The organism is Tundrisphaera macrotermitis (genome assembly GCF_051175315.1).
Classification (GTDB): Bacteria; Planctomycetota; Planctomycetia; order Isosphaerales; family Isosphaeraceae; genus Tundrisphaera.
Genome location: NZ_CP195103.1, coordinates 37,279 through 52,434 on the forward strand (window position 1 = coordinate 37,279; position 15,156 = coordinate 52,434).

General features: G+C 55.8%; 18 protein-coding genes. 11 read left to right on the forward strand and 7 right to left on the reverse strand.

Going from position 1 to position 15,156, the window contains the following annotated elements; all coding sequences use genetic code 11:
• The first annotated feature begins 4 nt into the window (after positions 1–4).
• Genes TA3x_RS29165 through TA3x_RS29175 form a run of 3 tightly spaced genes read left to right on the forward strand, consistent with a single transcriptional unit; the run spans position 5 to position 1,605 of the window.
• Positions 5–373 carry a hypothetical protein gene (locus tag TA3x_RS29165; protein ID WP_435022718.1) on the forward strand — a complete coding sequence of 123 codons (369 nt, stop codon included), beginning with the start codon at positions 5–7 and terminating at the stop codon, positions 371–373.
• Positions 374–424: 51 nt separating this feature from the next.
• Positions 425–790 carry a hypothetical protein gene (locus tag TA3x_RS29170; RefSeq protein ID WP_435022720.1) on the forward strand — a complete coding sequence of 122 codons (366 nt, stop codon included), beginning with the start codon at positions 425–427 and terminating at the stop codon, positions 788–790.
• Positions 787–1,605 carry a hypothetical protein gene (locus TA3x_RS29175; protein WP_435022722.1) on the forward strand — a complete coding sequence of 273 codons (819 nt, stop codon included), beginning with the start codon at positions 787–789 and terminating at the stop codon, positions 1,603–1,605. Before TA3x_RS29170 ends, TA3x_RS29175 begins: the two co-directional genes overlap by 4 nt.
• 166 nt (positions 1,606–1,771) lie before the next feature.
• Here TA3x_RS29175 and TA3x_RS29180 read toward each other — a convergent pair whose 3' ends face one another.
• Positions 1,772–2,650: a DMT family transporter gene (locus TA3x_RS29180; RefSeq protein ID WP_435022724.1), complete on the reverse strand. Its 879-nt coding sequence runs from the start codon at positions 2,648–2,650 to the stop codon at positions 1,772–1,774.
• A 228-nt stretch (positions 2,651–2,878) separates the two neighbouring features.
• Complete coding sequence (locus TA3x_RS29185; protein WP_435022726.1) at positions 2,879–5,401, reverse strand: DEAD/DEAH box helicase; 2,523 nt, start codon at positions 5,399–5,401, stop codon at positions 2,879–2,881.
• A 175-nt stretch (positions 5,402–5,576) separates the two neighbouring features.
• Here TA3x_RS29185 and TA3x_RS29190 point away from each other — a divergent pair, with 175 nt between their 5' ends.
• Genes TA3x_RS29190 through TA3x_RS29205 form a run of 4 tightly spaced genes read left to right on the forward strand, consistent with a single transcriptional unit; the run spans position 5,577 to position 10,554 of the window.
• Positions 5,577–5,921, forward strand: coding sequence for a hypothetical protein (locus tag TA3x_RS29190; protein ID WP_435022728.1), 345 nt, complete (start codon positions 5,577–5,579; stop codon positions 5,919–5,921).
• Entirely contained in the window at positions 5,911–6,873 is a 963-nt protein-coding gene (locus TA3x_RS29195; protein ID WP_435022730.1) for a tyrosine-type recombinase/integrase, read from the forward strand. Before TA3x_RS29190 ends, TA3x_RS29195 begins: the two co-directional genes overlap by 11 nt.
• Positions 6,874–6,898: 25 nt before the next feature.
• Positions 6,899–9,217, forward strand: coding sequence for an argonaute/piwi family protein (locus tag TA3x_RS29200; RefSeq protein WP_435022732.1), 2,319 nt, complete (start codon positions 6,899–6,901; stop codon positions 9,215–9,217).
• On the forward strand, positions 9,214–10,554 hold the full coding sequence (locus tag TA3x_RS29205) for an SEFIR domain-containing protein (protein WP_435022734.1): 1,341 nt from the start codon (positions 9,214–9,216) through the stop codon (positions 10,552–10,554). The genes TA3x_RS29200 and TA3x_RS29205 overlap by 4 nt, the downstream gene beginning before the upstream one ends.
• Here TA3x_RS29205 and cas4 read toward each other — a convergent pair.
• Together cas4 and TA3x_RS29215 are read right to left on the reverse strand one after the other, a co-directional pair.
• Complete coding sequence (gene cas4, locus TA3x_RS29210; RefSeq protein WP_435022736.1) at positions 10,544–11,047, reverse strand: CRISPR-associated protein Cas4; 504 nt, start codon at positions 11,045–11,047, stop codon at positions 10,544–10,546. The two genes, TA3x_RS29205 and cas4, sit on opposite strands and share 11 nt — an antisense overlap.
• Positions 11,047–11,280, reverse strand: coding sequence for a hypothetical protein (locus TA3x_RS29215; protein ID WP_435022738.1), 234 nt, complete (start codon positions 11,278–11,280; stop codon positions 11,047–11,049). Before TA3x_RS29215 ends, cas4 begins: the two co-directional genes overlap by 1 nt.
• 81 nt (positions 11,281–11,361) lie before the next feature.
• Here TA3x_RS29215 and TA3x_RS29220 point away from each other — a divergent pair, with 81 nt between their 5' ends.
• Entirely contained in the window at positions 11,362–11,646 is a 285-nt protein-coding gene (locus TA3x_RS29220) for a hypothetical protein (RefSeq protein ID WP_435022739.1), read from the forward strand.
• A complete protein-coding gene (locus tag TA3x_RS29225) occupies positions 11,646–12,095 on the forward strand; it encodes a type II toxin-antitoxin system VapC family toxin (protein ID WP_435022741.1) in 450 nt (149 codons plus the stop codon). The genes TA3x_RS29220 and TA3x_RS29225 overlap by 1 nt, the downstream gene beginning before the upstream one ends.
• A 21-nt stretch (positions 12,096–12,116) precedes the next feature.
• Here the strand turns inward: TA3x_RS29225 and TA3x_RS29230 are convergent, their stop codons facing one another.
• From TA3x_RS29230 to TA3x_RS29240, 3 genes are all read right to left on the reverse strand, one after another.
• Positions 12,117–12,347: a hypothetical protein gene (locus TA3x_RS29230; protein WP_435022743.1), complete on the reverse strand. Its 231-nt coding sequence runs from the start codon at positions 12,345–12,347 to the stop codon at positions 12,117–12,119.
• 19 nt (positions 12,348–12,366) lie between these two features.
• Positions 12,367–12,645 (reverse strand): hypothetical protein, encoded by a 279-nt coding sequence (locus TA3x_RS29235; protein ID WP_435022745.1) that lies wholly within the window; start codon positions 12,643–12,645, stop codon positions 12,367–12,369.
• Between the two features lie 285 nt (positions 12,646–12,930).
• The gene (locus tag TA3x_RS29240) at positions 12,931–13,188 is read right to left on the reverse strand and encodes a hypothetical protein (protein WP_435022747.1); all 258 of its coding nucleotides are present in this window, start codon (positions 13,186–13,188) and stop codon (positions 12,931–12,933) included.
• Here TA3x_RS29240 and TA3x_RS29245 point away from each other — a divergent pair.
• Both TA3x_RS29245 and mobF read left to right on the forward strand, forming a co-directional pair.
• Positions 13,181–13,438, forward strand: coding sequence for a hypothetical protein (locus TA3x_RS29245; RefSeq protein ID WP_435022749.1), 258 nt, complete (start codon positions 13,181–13,183; stop codon positions 13,436–13,438). The genes TA3x_RS29240 and TA3x_RS29245 overlap by 8 nt on opposite strands.
• Before the next feature lie 477 nt (positions 13,439–13,915).
• Positions 13,916–14,728 (forward strand): MobF family relaxase, encoded by an 813-nt coding sequence (mobF, locus tag TA3x_RS29250; RefSeq protein WP_435022769.1) that lies wholly within the window; start codon positions 13,916–13,918, stop codon positions 14,726–14,728.
• Positions 14,729–15,156: the final 428 nt, after the last annotated feature.

The window sequence follows — 15,156 nt, forward strand, 5'->3', positions numbered from 1 at the left end:
CACGATGATTGCCGCCACCACGGTGTTCGAGTCCCTGCCCGCGGATAACCCGTTTGTCCTGCTCCTGGCTGCCGGGTCTCTAGCCCTCATCCTGGCCGTCCTCTACCAGGGTGGCTGGAGGCACGTGGCCAATGCCGTCGTTCGCATCCTCCTTTGTGCCTACGGGCTCGCCCTCGTAGGGGCGGGATTTATCGCGTTCGGCCTGTTCTGGCTGGCCTTGTTCGGGGAGGAGCGGAATCGTGCCGGGAACTTCATCGGGGCCGTCATCGTCACCGCCTCGATGCTCGTCATCAATCCAATCCTCACCCGGGACAACCTGCTCACGCGGTTCCTGTCGAGCCTCTTCATCAACGAAGAAGATAACAGCAATTGATGATTTGACCCTGGCCCTCCTACCCCAGTTGACACCGAAGAGAACACATCGATGAGCGACCTCATTGCGTCCGTCACGGACTTGACCGCAAAAGACCCGCTGCTGCTCCTCGCCGGGGCCGTGGCCCTGGTCATCGTGCTCGCCGCCTTCTACCGGGGCTATTGGGTGGTCGCGACGCACCTTGTCGTCTTCGCATTCATGAAACTCATCCTCATGGTGCTGGGCATGGGACTTATCGCCATGCCTTGGCTGGTACTCAGGGCCATGTTCGGCCCTGTGGACGAGCGAGCCACGGCTTTTCTCTGGTCAACCATCATCGCCGCCTGCTGGGTCGTTTTCCTTCGGGTCGTGCTGACGGACAACGCCATCGTTCGCTTCGCGAAGAAGCTGACGATAAATGGGGAGCTGCCCGAATGATTGAGAAACCGTTCGAGGCCATCGCCAGGCTGGCCCGAAAATGTCAGGCCGTGGCGACCAAGGTCGCCACGAAGGCCGCCTCGGTGGCCGACGCCATGGGCCGCAAAGTAGCGAGCATCGAGGCCCGACGTACCGCCCGGGTTAACGCCCGGGCGATGGGCCGCCTGCCGTTGAGGCCCACCGCGGAGTTCGTGCGTGAGGTTAGACATGGGCAGGTGAGCATCTCGCTCTACCGCGTCAGGGACCATCGGGCCGGGACGATTCGCAAGGTTTACGGCCTCAATCGCATCAACCCCGATGGCCGCCGGGTCCGGCTCGCCACCGGCCCGGCGGAGGAACTCCGCAACATTCGGAGGGTCATCAATCAACCGCTCGGCCTGACAACGAGGATTCAGCAAGCCGCCAAACGCGGCCCCCGCTCGCTCAAGCGGGATGCCGCTCCGAAGCAGCAGAAAGCCCGAAGCACCCCCACCCAGCGGGCGGAGGACCGCCCCCCCGGGCAGACGAAATGGTTCGCTCTGGTCTATATCGAGAAGTGTGCCCCCAACGGGGCGGCCCAAGGCCGTGTGGTGAGGAGCTTTGACAACCTCGAGGCGGCCAAGCGTCACCAGGTGCGGCATCCCTTCACTCGAATCGAAGGGCATGCGGGGGAGCGACCGCCCCACCGGGGGCAAATGGTCCCTTTGCAGCTCCGGCCCGAGGTGGCCCAACGCTTCGAGGCCAATCGCCGCAATACCCAGCAGAAGGCAATTTCGAACCAGGTGTTGAACCGACCCGCCATCCAGCACGACCGGCGGCAGCAACAGGGCCGGTGACGCACGCTCTTCGAAGTGTTAGAGGCCTGCCATCTTCCCCCCCCGGGGATGGCAGGCCTCTGGCATTTCCCGCTCGGATGAAACCGAGTCGTTCTTCCGTATTCTATCCCACGGACAAGCGTGCTCGGTGAGATTAGGGCTCGCTCAGGGCGTCCGAGAATGCCCTTTATGTCACCTTGTTTTTGGGTACTAACTTCCACTCGCTGACGATGACTCCTGCCACAATCAGGGCGGCTCCGAGCAACGCCAAGGCGGGTAGCCGTTCGCCAGCCAGGTAGCCGACCACTCCTGCCCACACGGGCTCGCTCGCGTAAATCACCGTTGCCCTCGTCGGTGACACCGACTTCTGGGCCCAGTTCATCGCAAGTTGGATGGCCGCACTGGCGAGCCCCAGGCTTCCGACAATCAACACTAGGAGCCAGGAGAAGGCCGGGACCGGCTCTCGGACGACAGGCATGAGCGAGAAGGAGATGGCGGCGGTCGCCGCCAATTGGACAACGGTGACGCGGCGGCTATCCACGTCATCTGCGAAGAGACCGATGAGGATGATTTCGGCGGCGATGGCGACTGCACTGATGACCGTCAGCATCTCGCCCCGTCCGAGCCCAATCGGCCCAACATCAGGCCCGGCCAGGAGCACAAGGCCCATGAAGGCGAGGCCGATGCCGGCCCAGCTCATCAATCGGGGCGGCTTACGGAGGAGTCCCCATTGCAGGAGCGGGACCATCGGCACGTAGAGGGCGGTGATGAAGGCCGACTTACTGCTCGAAATCGTTTGCAGGCCGTAAGTCTGGAGCACGTAGCCGAGGAAGATTGAGACGCCGATGATGACGCCCGCGAGGAGTTCGCGTCGGGTCATTTTCTTTAGGAGGCGGACCGAAGCTAAGGCGACGAAAGCGGCGGCGGCAGCGAACTTGAGGCCGACGAAGAAAAGCGGGCCGCTGACGGTGAGGGCCTGCTGGACGGCGAGGAAGGTCCCGCCCCAGACCATCGTGACGATGACCAGGGCCGCTTCTTGCCTTGAGAAACCCGCTAGTTGCTTCATCGGCTCTCGCTCGTTGTCGCCAGCCTAAACCCCTCCTCCTTGAGACTGGCCCGACCGACCGACACGAGGGGCAGACGAGTCTACCGCGACGAAGCACGCACCGCGAACATCGGGACCTCAACCCCGCCACCTTTACCGGAGATAATTCCCTTTATCTCCGGTAAACAGATAACCAACGATGTTGCGTAGCTTGATTCGCGTCTTCACACCCCAGCCAGATAGCTAGAGTCAGCGAGCAGATTCCAGAGGCTTGAAAAACCCTTTTCGGAAACGGCTCGGGGTGAGTGAATGCGATGAGAGCAGTTCCGAAATCTCTTCAACCGACCAAGCCTCTGGAGCTTTAGAGGCCAAAGCGGCCGCGAACTCGGTTAGTTTCCGATGTAGTTTAGCCGAGCTATCACCATCGTGGACTAGAGTGCCTTCAGGAGCGAAGGCGTCTTCATGGCAAACTGTGGCTGGATGAATAAGAATCGGCGAGAAAGGAGTTCCCTCACCATAGGTTTGCTTAAACCAATTGACGCTCACCGAAAGCTGTCCGGCCTCACTCTTATGGACCGTCTTCCGCTTGAGTTCAACTTCACTCTTGGCTTCTTGGACGAGGTAGTAGCCGTCTGTCATGTTCCAAAGTATATCTGGACCATTTCCGAACTCTTTCTCTGGTCTCTGACCTGCGAATCCAAGAACATCGGCCAAGTGAGCCCACTCCTTTTCAAAATCCTCAAAGCTTACTCCGAAACTCAGGTTGCTCAGCATGGCAGCCATCGCGACAGGTATCGCGTTGGAGTCAGTATGTCCCCTGACCCATGCTAAAACCCGATTTGCCTGTAAACCAGCTTTGGACGCCAATTTCTGATACTTGATTCCATCGATGGGGCGGAAAAGGTTCCGATTGGCTTCGTGAGCCTTCCGCTGCATTTCCTGAGCTCTTGCGGGGTCAATCTTTTGAGTGAGGTTGGCAGCTAATTGTAGGTACCATCCAAAGTCTGGCCCCTCCGACATTTTCAGTTCGCTCAACACTTTCTGAATAATGGAAGCTCCCTCAAGGGCAGAGCCCGAACGAAACTTCTCAACAGCGGCCCGTTCCATTGCTGCAAGTTTGAGCCTGACTTCGTCGGTCAAAGGCTTGTCTAAGTTTGTCATCTTGTGGGCATGGTAACGCTTCCAACTTCCGTCTTGGTTGATACAGGGGATGACCAAATCCTGAAGCCTTTTCTGCGGAACGCCAACTTCTTGCTGAGACACTTTCGCCAGTTCTTGACCAATCTCGATTTGACGCCTTGTTTCAGGAGAGAGGAAAGCATGATTTTCGCGACGCGTTATGAACGCCACCAGGTCGACGCCTGTCAACAAGACCACGCAATAGTCACTTCCAGACCTGACGCCCCGGCCCAGGCCCTGTTCAATCTTCTGAGCCATGTTCGCTCGCTGTTGCGGTGAATTGGGCAAGACACTCATTAAATGCTGCTCATAGAGCGACATGCCCGCCGGAAGTCCATCCATTATCAATAAACGGCATGCAGAGCCTGGCAAATCAATCCCGTCGTAGCGATTTACAAGGACTGCAAAGTTTCCCGTCGATTCAAGCAGTCTCGATACCATGGGCCCGACGGATTCACCCATTGCTACAATCGCCCCATTGTCCTCCCAATACTTCGACCGTTCTTTCGATGAAACCAATACGACGGCGTTCCTCTTAGATTTGGAAATAGCACTTGCTATCGTTAGTGCGTTGTCTCTTGTTAGGTCTTTGTGGACTAGTCGTGGAGCAACAATCATCCTTTCGCCTATATCGCCACGGGCTTTGGGTTTAATAGTGGAATTCACAGCCGATTCCGAAACCCCAAACTCTTTGAGTAGAACTGAATCATCTACGAGGGTTGCTGACAGAAAAAAACGACGCTTTGCTTCAGTGAAACTCGGGATTCGTTCAATCGGTATTATATGAGGTGTGATTTCAAGTTTGTGACCAGCAATCACGCAATGGGACATTTCGAGGTCATCTTTAATCAAATCCCAAGAGAACCTAAGAGGTTCGGTTTCTCTCAAGTCACTTAAGATTCTTGCAACACTGGCATGTGCTGTCATCCATGCCCAATAAGGAACGGCCATATAGTAACGAGGGTCGTTGTTCAGAATGGTAGCTGCAGTACCCATCGACTGAGTTTCTAGAGCTGGACGAAACAGGCTTCGTAGGCTTTCGTAGCCAGAACTCCCGCCAGCAAGGGTGATAGAAACAGTTTCTCTCGCAATTGAGAGACAACTATGTGCATCATCAATCAACACGGCTCCTAGATGGACCGGTTGCCTTCCGCTTCCTGGAATCCCAAAGACTGTCCTGCCGTTGAATAGCTTCTGAAATGTTGTGACAAGGATTGCTTCTCCGTTGAGAAATTCTGGGGGCATTTCTCTGTCGGCACCGAACTCTACCGTCTGTATTCCGCAACCCTTAGCTTGGGCCACTACTTGCTCGACCAATTGCTTAGTTGGACAAAGATAGATTGCAGGACTCACCCCTTCGTTCAAGGATGACTGGAGCATCAGGAGACCAACCATGGTCTTACCCGCTCCTGTATTCATCTTAATCACGGCGTCCTGCTCGTCTCGTCGGGCGAACCACGCATCGAGGACTTCCGTTTGAACGCTTCTCACATACTCGTAAGCAGGTTCACGGACCAAGCTCTGAAAGAGCTCACCCGGTTCAATCGGAATCGGCGACTCGTCTTCATTTAGCAACTTGCTGAAATCAACCATCGATTGAATCTCGCTTGGGGGGATGGACTTGAGAGTTGATTGTTCCTGGGCCGACAAATCGATGCAAGTCAGTTGGTTGGCAAAACTTTCCGGGCATCTTCGTAGGTCATAACGCCCTTTATGACCTACGAACGACGTGGTACAACATCCACGCATTCAGCGACCCGGGAGGAACATGGAAGACGAGGCGAGATGGTGGTTGAAGTTCAACGCGTGCGAGGCGACCTGCCGAACGTTCCTCGAGGAGACCTGCTCCGAGGGACGGCCTGAGCGGATGGAGGCCCTCGACGCGATGCTGAGGCAACTCCGGGTCAAGCTCCTCGAGGAGAGCCAGGCCGAGGTGCGAGCTTGGCGGCGGAAGACGGTGGGCGAATTTTCCCAACGCTTCCGACCCGTGGCCGCTCTTGTCGAAAAGGTCCTCAGCCGACTCGCGTCGGTTTCGGAGTGGGAAGCGGCGGGACTTAGGGTCAGGCTGAACGCGGGTGACTCAAGACCGAGGGGATGGGCCGATGAGCGGTGAGCTGGTTCCGAGGCAATCCAACGCGTTGGTGGTCCCGGCCCTCATCACCAACGAGGGTGAGCAGGCCTCACGCCGCTTCTTCGAGTTCTTCACCGCCAACATCCCCAACGACAACACCCGGGCCGCCTATGCCCAGGCCGTGGGCCAGTTCCTTCGCTGGGCCGAGGCCCGCGGGCTCACGCTCCGGAGCATCGAGCCCATCGCCGTCGCCGCCTACATCAAGGAGTCCAGGGCCCGGCTCGCCGACGAAACGGTCAAACAGCACCTGGCCGCCATCAAGATGCTCTTCGATTACCTCGTGACCGGGCAAATCCTTCCGACGAATCCGGCGGCCTCGGTCAAGGGTCCGAAGGTCATTGTGAGGAAGGGAAAGACGCATGTACTCTCGACCGCCGACGCCCGGAAGCTCCTCGACAGCATCGAGACCTCGACCGTCCTGGGTTTGAGGGACCGAGCCCTAATTGCCACGATGGTCTACTCGTTCGCACGGGTCTCGGCCGTGGTCGGGATGAAGGTCGGGGACTACTACTCGAACGGCAAGCGGTGGTGGCTCCGGCTCCACGAGAAGGGCGGCAAGTTCCACGAGGTCCCGGCCCACCACAACACCGAGAGCTATCTCGACGCATACCTTGAGGCCGCCGGAATTGCGGGCGATGCGAAGACGCCGCTTTTCCGTTCCATCCCAGGCCGCTCGCAAAACGTTACCGAGTCGCCTCTCCGAAGGAACAACGCCCTCGACATGATTAAGAGGCGGGCGGTCGCCGCTGGCTTGCCGAATCGCGTTTGCTGCCATACGTTCCGGGCGACTGGGATAACGGCCTATCTCGAATCAGGTGGTACGATAGAGAAGGCCCAACAGATAGCGGCTCACGAAAGCCCCAGGACCACCAAGCTCTACGACCGGACGAGCGACCAAATCACACTCGACGAAATCGAGCGGATTACAATCTGATTGGGCATTCAAGGTTATTAGAGCCATGCGTTCCAAATTACTCCTCAATGTCTCACCCGTTTACTTTGCAAACTCACCGTTGGAAGTCGAGATATTTGATTACGATAGCAATCTTCAATTGGATGAATTGAGGGCGAGGTATTACAAAACCCACGTCTTTAAAAGGGACCTCAGCGAGAAGGCCGACCGAATCATCTGCGTCCCGCTCTCACTTGAATCCCCAACCATAGGTGGGGAAACAGAAGTGATTTACTCGCATGATAATCGCTGGTTATGTTGCACTATTATCAGAAACAGTCTTATTAATTTCTTTGCGTCGTACAAAAGAACCATACTTGATTTTCTACCGATTCTTTTTGTGGCTGATGGAATCAAAGATGAACTGCTTTCGCAGTCCATGCCAACAGGAGTCACCTGCCCTGAGTGGATTTCCATTCATCCCTTGTTTGAAATTGACGTTCGAGAGTTCAAGTTGGACCATAGTCCTCCCTTCGTTGGCCTAACACTTGACCTCAAATCAACGAGGCAAATTGGCTGGAATTGTTCAGAGTTAATTAATGACGGATTTGACCCGCGAGGGCTTTACGTCAAGCGACGGATGGAAACTAGAGACCCTAGGATTTTCCCTAAAAGTGAGTTGATAGGAAGAATCGACTCCTTCAGCAAAGGGATTTTGAAGCTGTCCGATTCTCGCGATGGAATCTCCGAATTTCCTGCTGAGGAAGCATTCATAGAAACAAGGCCTGACGCATGGGAGCGGTGTTTCAGTTACGCTTTCGGAAAGCTTGTCCCCGATATTAAATTCCGACTTGATACTAGACTTGCTGAATTACGCAGAGGACCTGAAAGGCTCGAGAGGTTAAGACGCGTATTGGAGTACATCTCAAAGCAGAATCTCGAGATGGCTCAAGGACTAACTTGTACGTTTGGTTCGTTCCTTGAGGTTCGAGATAGTTCGGAACTACAGTTCCCTACCGTTCTCAAAGCACCAGGAGCAACTTACGTATTTGACCCTACAGGTAATCGCACATCCATTTGGCCAGTCGATAACGGTTTGGAAAAACATGGCCCTTATTCACAACGCGATTTCATCACAAGGCCAAAGGTTTGCGTCATTTGTCAAAAATCGAAAAAGGGTCAGGTTGAGCAATTCATCCGGAAGCTCAAGGAAGGAATAACGAATTCCAAGTCTTCTTCCAATCCATTCGAGAAGGGATTGCTCCGCAAGTACCACCTTGAGGACTTGGACACCGAATTCTTCGTAACCGAAGACAATTCGGCACAGGCTTACAAGAGAGCTATACGACAGGCGTTAGAAAGTGGAGGTCCTAATGGCCCAAGATGGAATCTTGCTCTAGTACAAACAGAAGAGAAGTTCCATGAGCTCTACGGAGGTTCAAATCCCTACCTCATTTCAAAGGCTGAATTTTTATCTCATCAAATCCCTTCGCAAGAATTTGAGATTGAGACCGCCAATTTAAATGAGTACAGTTTGTCATATGCATTAAACAACATATCTCTTGCAATATACGCAAAACTTGGTGGAACTCCATGGCTCATTAGGGCTGACCAAGGCATTGCCCACGAATTGGTGATAGGGATTGGAAGTGCAAGAATTGGCGATAGTCGCCTGGGTGTTGGTGAAAGAGTTGTTGGAATAACGACTGTTTTTACTGGCGATGGCAACTACTGTGTGTCTAACCTCACTCGAGCTGTCGCCTACCGCGACTATAGAGACGAGCTTTTAGCGACGCTTCGTATCGCTGTGAATCAGGTCAGAGCTGACATCAACTGGAGGGCTAGAGACCCTGTTCGCCTTATCTTCCATGCCTTCAAGCCGCTTCGTGATGCTGAGACATTGGCAGTCAAAGCTCTTATGGAAGAGATGGGTGAATACGATGTCGAGTATGCTTTTATTCACGTTGTAACCGACCACCCTTATCTTGTATTTGATGAAAATCAGGGTGGGATTCTAGATAAACGCACTCGCAAAATGAAGGGTGTTTTTGGCCCTACTCGTGGTCTTTTCTTTCGCTTGTCACATGATGAAGTTCTACTATCTCTAACGGGCTTTAGAGAGGTAAAACGACCCGACGACGGTATTCCCTTCCCAGTACTCTTGCGTCTTCATCGCCACTCCACTTTTGTCGATACAACATATCTGTCTAGACAAGTTTTCACGTTCGCTAGCCATTCTTGGCAAGGCTTCTTCCCCTGCGACATGCCCGTTTCCATCCTCTACTCTGGGCTCATCGCACGGCAGCTCGGTCAACTCTCAACCATCCCTAATTGGAATTCCAACGCGATGTTGGGAAGGATTGGTTGGACGAGGTGGTTTCTATGACCGAAACCCAAAACAGGCTATTGAAGGACGCCAGAGAAGACCTTGTCAGAGATGTGAGGAAGCTTTCGGGTCGAAACGATTTGGACGAAGTCTTTGCTGCCTGGTTACTTGGGGAGTCCGAAAGCGTTCTGACTATCGAAGGACCGCTCCAAGTTGCTCTGAGAACGGGGTGCAGGAAAGCCCGAGGTGTGGCGACTCTAGGAATCGCGGCGAACGCACAGGGTTTTGCCTTCAAACACTTGGAGGTGCTCAAAGACTCTTTGAATTGGATTTCTGGAAGGCCCGAGACTGTTGCAGGCTCATCGGCGAGTTTTACGACCGACGCCGTTGCACTACTCGGTATCGCCCTTGGTGCCCGCCACTGTGGCGACCCATCTCTCACGCAATCCTTAAGCGAATGGATGACTCGGTTCCTTTCGACTTCCCACTCACGCAAGAGTACTCATGACTGGGAGCGATGCCTCTTTGCTGCCGTTCGTCGTTTAGTCGGAGCCGCCGCTTCGTGCCCTCTCCCATCAGATGAGACTGTGGCCGACGTCCGCGTCACACTACGTTCGAGAGACCTTCTCCCCCCAGTTCAGCTGGGACATGCGGAATCCGACGAAGTAGCATCTCTTGCTCTTCTGCTTAGCCCATCCGAAGGACTTTGCACGGCTCAACTTGCTCTCAGGGTGGCCGCGTTTGACGGCATTAAACGCAATGCTCAAATTATTAATTCTGGCCCACGCCTTGTTTTACCTATGAACGAAGATACTCTCTCGGAATCGACAAGCAACCTTTCGGAAAGACGGGTAAATCCCATGAGTGGAGCGATTAAAAATAAGATTTTCCTGAGTTACGCTTGGGAAGCTCCACCCCATCAAGAGCGAGTCGTTAGCCTCGCCAACACTCTTCGGGAAAATGGGTTCGAGGCAAGCGTTGATGTCTTCATTTCCGGTATGCCGCCCGAAGGGCTTCCGGATTGGATGATTCGACAAATTCGATGGGCTGATTATGTGCTCTGCGTCTGCACAGAGAAATACCGTAAACGATGTGAGGGTGAAGAAGAGGCTGGTAAAGGAAAGGGCGTGAAATGGGAAGGCGGAATTATCACAAGAACACTTTATGAACATGAATTTCATAATGACAAGTTCATACCCATCGTTTTTGACAGCAAGGATTTGGCACAACGTCCGACCATTCTGACCGGAGCCACCTATTACGACCTTTCACTATCCGAGGGCTTCGAAAACCTTTTGCGGCATTTGACGAATCAGCCAGCTTATCTACCGTCACCAATCGGTAAGATGCCCATCCTCCCGCCACGCGATGTAAAGCCCTTCGGTTCTACGACTTAACTGACGATTGAACACACACTGCTCTCTGGCCGCACACGCGGCACGTCCATAACGGTTGCCGCACCCGTATCTCTTCGCCGATGCTCATCCGGTGTTCGCGAATCTTCTCGGCTATCGCGAGAGCTTCTGAGCGAAGCGACTCGGTGTTTTCGACCTCGTGTCTCGACCCGTCGCCCAGGACGACGAATCCGTGGGCTGGCCGCACCCCATACTCCTCCTCGATGAGGAGGAAGTAGGTCGCAAGCTGGAGCTTGTGCCCGTGGCTCACCTTCTTTGAGCTCTTCCACTCTTCAGGAATGAACGCCTCTCCCACCTTCACGATGCGGTCGGGTCGTCCCACAAGCCCGAGCCGCTCGGAGAAGAGCGTCACGTTATCCAGGGCGACCGTCTGCCCATCGCCGAGTCCTTTTGCCTTTCGGCCTCGCCGGGACAAGACCACCAGTACAACGCCCAGGAGGAGCAGGAGGTAGGCAACACGGTAGAGGGTGACCATCAGGCACTCACCAGGGCGTAGGCTAACGCCAGGGCAGCGAGACCGCCCAGGACGATTAGCCACCAACCGAGGGAGATGGCCGAGCGGGACCGCTTCTCGAACACCGCCTTCTCGGTGTGGTGCTCGGTCCCCCGCTCCAGGGCTTCACGGTTACCTGACTTGTGGCCGATGGCATGGAGCCGCCACGATTCCGGACACCATTCCCAGGAGGCAATCTCCGAAGCCGATACCACGTCATCACTTCGCTTCATTCTTCGTGCCCAAAATACGCGACTCGTGGTAAGCTACCCGGAAGAGAACCCGGAGCCAAATCGATGAACTTGCCACTGACCTCGGACCTGAAGCGTTGGGTCGAGGAGAAAATCGAGAACGGTCAGTACCCCTCGGAAGAGGCGGTCATGCTCGCCGCCTTGAAGGCCATGAAGGGCCGGGAGACGAACCCAACGCTAGAGGACCTCATCGACCTCGAGTTCGAGGCATACTGTGCTCGCGAGGGTGATGATTCCGTCTCGCTCGAGGAAGTGCTCGCCGCCACCTCAAAAATCCCCGGCTCGATGGCCGATGCCATCATCGAGGATGAGCGGGCCGAGCGGTTCTGATGGCCCGACTCTACTTCGATACCAGCTCGCTCGTGAAGAATTACCACGCCGAGGTCGGCTCGCCCCTCGTGCGGCAGCTCCTGGACGAGGAAGGCACGGAGGTCTTCATTTCCCGACTCGCCTCGGTTGAGATGCTTTCCGGCTTCGCTGGCAAGGTGAGGACCGGCGTCTTTTCGAGTTCTGATTACGGCAACCTCCGGAAGAGATTTCTTGCCGATATCAAGAGCCGGGCCATCCGGCCCATTCGAGTTCTGAACGCTCACTACGAGTTCGCCGGGGACCTCATCGGCAAGCACGCCATGAGTCGGCAACTTCGGGCCCTCGATGCGATTCAGCTCTCTGTCGCCCTTCACCTTCACCGCTCGTTCCCGCTCGACCACTTCGTCTGCTCGGACCAGCGGCTCATCGACGTCGCTCGACTCGAGGGGCTTTCGACGATTCAACCCTGAACTAACCCCGCTCTTCCCCGCCTACCTGCGTTGGGATTTCTTGTCGGCTTGAATCGCCGCCTCGAGCTTGAGCCGGTAATTCAGGTTGAAAATTGCCTCGTGAGCCTCCGAGGTCGCTGACCTGACTTTGTCGGTGTAGTCGCCATCGGCGAGCCACGTATCCATCTTGCTCAGAAAGGCTTGCATCCTTTCTGTCCGCTCGAGGGACCACATCGCCTGCTTCGTCGAAATTCGCTTCTTGATATCGGCCATACGAACTCACGCGAACCCATTAAGCCCCACCCTTTCGGCTGTTCTCCCTCCTGATGTCCTCGTAGCGGAGGAACATCGAAAGCTCTTCGAGGCCCTCATGGGCCTTTGAGACCACGCGACCAAACTGCGGGTAAAACCCTTTTCTCTCCTCGAGGTTCACCTTCAGGCGAGCGAGGTAGGAGAAGCTAGGGGCGATGATTTCCTGAATTCTGCTGACCTGTTCCCTGGAGAGCCCGCAGCCCGAGTTGGTGATTCCGAAGGGGGTCAGGGCACCTGCGTCATGTTCTATCTTCCTCATATATGGAAGAATCATAGAACGAGGTGCGATAGTCAACGAGATTCGACGAGCCGGGTGGACTGGTCAGAGCTCAAGCCTCTTCGAGGCGGATTCTCACCTTCAGCTCTGGCCCTTGAACTCTCGCCAGATGGATTTTGCGGACCATTTGCGAGCCTTCTCATTTTCACCGGAGGGGATGGCTGAGAGCTTGGCAGCTTCGGAGGCTCGCCAACGCGGAGCGTTGGTTTCCAATTCTCTTTTTCGATTCGTTTCCGGTCGGCTTCAGCGACCGCCGCAAACGCCTCCTCAGCCACGACGAGAGAGGCCAGGCCCACGCGAGGAAAGGCTAAACGAGCTATCTTCCAACGCGGACCCGCCGATGAATTTCAACTCGGCTTTTAGTTCCGCGTCGAGCTTTTCGCGGTCCCTGAAATAGTTGGAGAGCCCGAGATACGCGAGCTCCATACTCAGACGGTTCGGATAGCGGTTCACGATATCAGAGACCGGGATTCCGCGATGGACGTGGAGGAAGCCCAGATGCTTCGGGGTGATTTCTTTGCCCACGTTGAAGGGCATATCCGGAAAACTCGGCGTCGGCTTTGAATCACGCCGTCGATTATTCCACCTCCTGCGTGTCCCACGTTTTTCTGAGTCGTCCATGCCCGACGATGGCAAGAAAACCATGGACGCACAACGAAAAGACGAGCAGGAAGCGACCGCGAATTTGTGCAAGCGGCTCTTGCACGATCGGATTATTTTCCGCAAGATTTCATCGCAAATCCCTTTGCAACAGCAGCTTAAAATCCAAAATTGATTTTCGTATCGCCAAGAGAAAAGGCCGCTTCTCGCGGCCTTTTTCCGAGCATTTCCGTGTCGGATTATCCCGACGCGGAGCAAAATACGCCATCAATTATGATTTAATTCTGACCCGTTGACGTAGTGGATATCATTTATCGTTTGTCCCGCCTCCTCCTCTCCCTTTCGCTCACCAGGTCGTCGGCCTAGCTTCAACACTCTTGAAGTTTGAGAGGTGCCCTCGTGCTTTCCATCGCCGCCCTTTCCGGGGGACCCGATTACTACCTGCAATTGACGAGCATCAATTACTACTCGCTCGGGGGCGAGCCGCTCCCGGGTTGGGCAGGGACCGCCGCCAGGGAATTGGGCCTCTTCGGGAACGCCCAGGCTGAGCGCGTTCTCAAAGACTCTGTGCCGGGTTCGATGCGGAGACCGGGACTAAACGGCTCGTTCGGAATGCTGGAGACGAGGGCAGAAATCCCGGGCACGACCTCGCATTTTCTCTGCCAAATCTGTCTCGGTCGCCTGGGCCATTGGCGACGAAGCAACTCGGCCGGCCATCCAGAAGGGGCAGCTCGCCGCCGTGAAGCAGGCTATCGAGTACCTCGAGGACAAGGCCGGTTACGCTCGTGTCGGCAGCCAGGGGCAGAGCCTCGTGAAGGCCCCGCTCCTTCTCGGACTTTTTGAGCACGGCACCTCGCGAGCCCTGGACCCCCAGCTCCACACCCACGCGGTCCTCATCAATCTCACCGTTCACCCGGACGGGAGGACCACGGCAGTCGATTCTACGTTTCTTTATCACGTGAAAATGGCCGCAGGAGCCGTGTCCCGGGCCGCACTCGCCGACCAGATGCAGAAGCTCGGCTTCCAGGTTGAACAACGCCCGCTCGGCTCGAGCATCGGCTTTGAGCTGGCGGGGATTCCATCCAAACTCATCGAGGAATTTTCCAAGAGGAGAGCCGAGATTGAGGCGGTGATGGACCTTCGGGCCGGAAGTCTCGATGCGTCATCGGCGAAATACGCCGAGCTCATCGCCAAAGAGACCCGCCGCACCAAGGAGACCGAGAAGCCGCGAGCGGAACTCATTGCCGAGTGGAAGAAGGTGGGGCTCGAGTTCGGAGTTACCGAGGCAGTCATCGGGCGGCTTTTGAAGCCTCATCAGAAGCTCACCCCCGAGGAACGGGCCGAACGGAAGGAGAAGATTTACCAGGAGGCCGTCTCCGCTCTCCAGCGAGAACTACTCCGGCTGGAACGAGACCGAGCTCACGAAGGCCGTTGCCGAGCGGTCGGCGGGGCGAATTTCGGCTAGGGATGTTCGCGAGCTCATGGAGCAGAAGCTTCGGAGCCCTGAGCTCATCTCTCTGGGCCCAATCAAGACCGAGAGCCGCAACACCAAGCAGAAGCAATACATCGAGCGAATTGAAGAACGATTCGCCACCGCCAGAAATCAGGCCGCCAGTCAACGGCAGATGCTCCAGGATGTGGAGTTCATCGTTCGCGGACCCCGGAGCGGCACCCCGGCCCGCCACATCGAGGCCGCTCTCAAGCACACCGCCGACCACGGGAAGAAGCTTGACCCCGAGCAGGCGAAGGCGGTCCAGGAGCTTTGCTCTGGGCCCGGCGTGAGATTACTTCGAGGGGTTGCCGGTTCCGGGAAGACGACGACGCTAAAGACCTGCGTGGACGCCTGGAGGCGAGAGGACCCCAACCGACTCATCTGGGGCTGTGCCGTCGCCG

Bases quoted from the DNA above. Each gene is read 5' to 3' on its own strand.
- TA3x_RS29180 (WP_435022724.1), bottom strand. From the start codon at position 2,650: ATGAAGCAACTAGCGGGTTTCTCAAGGCAAGAAGCGGCCCTGGTCATC.
- TA3x_RS29205 (WP_435022734.1), top strand. From the start codon at position 9,214: ATGACCGAAACCCAAAACAGGCTATTGAAGGACGCCAGAGAAGACCTT.
- TA3x_RS29225 (WP_435022741.1), top strand. From the start codon at position 11,646: ATGGCCCGACTCTACTTCGATACCAGCTCGCTCGTGAAGAATTACCAC.
- TA3x_RS29195 (WP_435022730.1), top strand. From the start codon at position 5,911: ATGAGCGGTGAGCTGGTTCCGAGGCAATCCAACGCGTTGGTGGTCCCG.
- TA3x_RS29165 (WP_435022718.1), top strand. From the start codon at position 5: ATGATTGCCGCCACCACGGTGTTCGAGTCCCTGCCCGCGGATAACCCG.
- TA3x_RS29185 (WP_435022726.1), bottom strand. From the start codon at position 5,401: ATGGTTGATTTCAGCAAGTTGCTAAATGAAGACGAGTCGCCGATTCCG.
- TA3x_RS29170 (WP_435022720.1), top strand. From the start codon at position 425: ATGAGCGACCTCATTGCGTCCGTCACGGACTTGACCGCAAAAGACCCG.
- TA3x_RS29190 (WP_435022728.1), top strand. From the start codon at position 5,577: ATGGAAGACGAGGCGAGATGGTGGTTGAAGTTCAACGCGTGCGAGGCG.
- TA3x_RS29175 (WP_435022722.1), top strand. From the start codon at position 787: ATGATTGAGAAACCGTTCGAGGCCATCGCCAGGCTGGCCCGAAAATGT.
- TA3x_RS29200 (WP_435022732.1), top strand. From the start codon at position 6,899: ATGCGTTCCAAATTACTCCTCAATGTCTCACCCGTTTACTTTGCAAAC.
- TA3x_RS29235 (WP_435022745.1), bottom strand. From the start codon at position 12,645: ATGAGGAAGATAGAACATGACGCAGGTGCCCTGACCCCCTTCGGAATC.
- cas4 (WP_435022736.1), bottom strand. From the start codon at position 11,047: ATGGTCACCCTCTACCGTGTTGCCTACCTCCTGCTCCTCCTGGGCGTT.
- TA3x_RS29220 (WP_435022739.1), top strand. From the start codon at position 11,362: ATGAACTTGCCACTGACCTCGGACCTGAAGCGTTGGGTCGAGGAGAAA.
- TA3x_RS29230 (WP_435022743.1), bottom strand. From the start codon at position 12,347: ATGGCCGATATCAAGAAGCGAATTTCGACGAAGCAGGCGATGTGGTCC.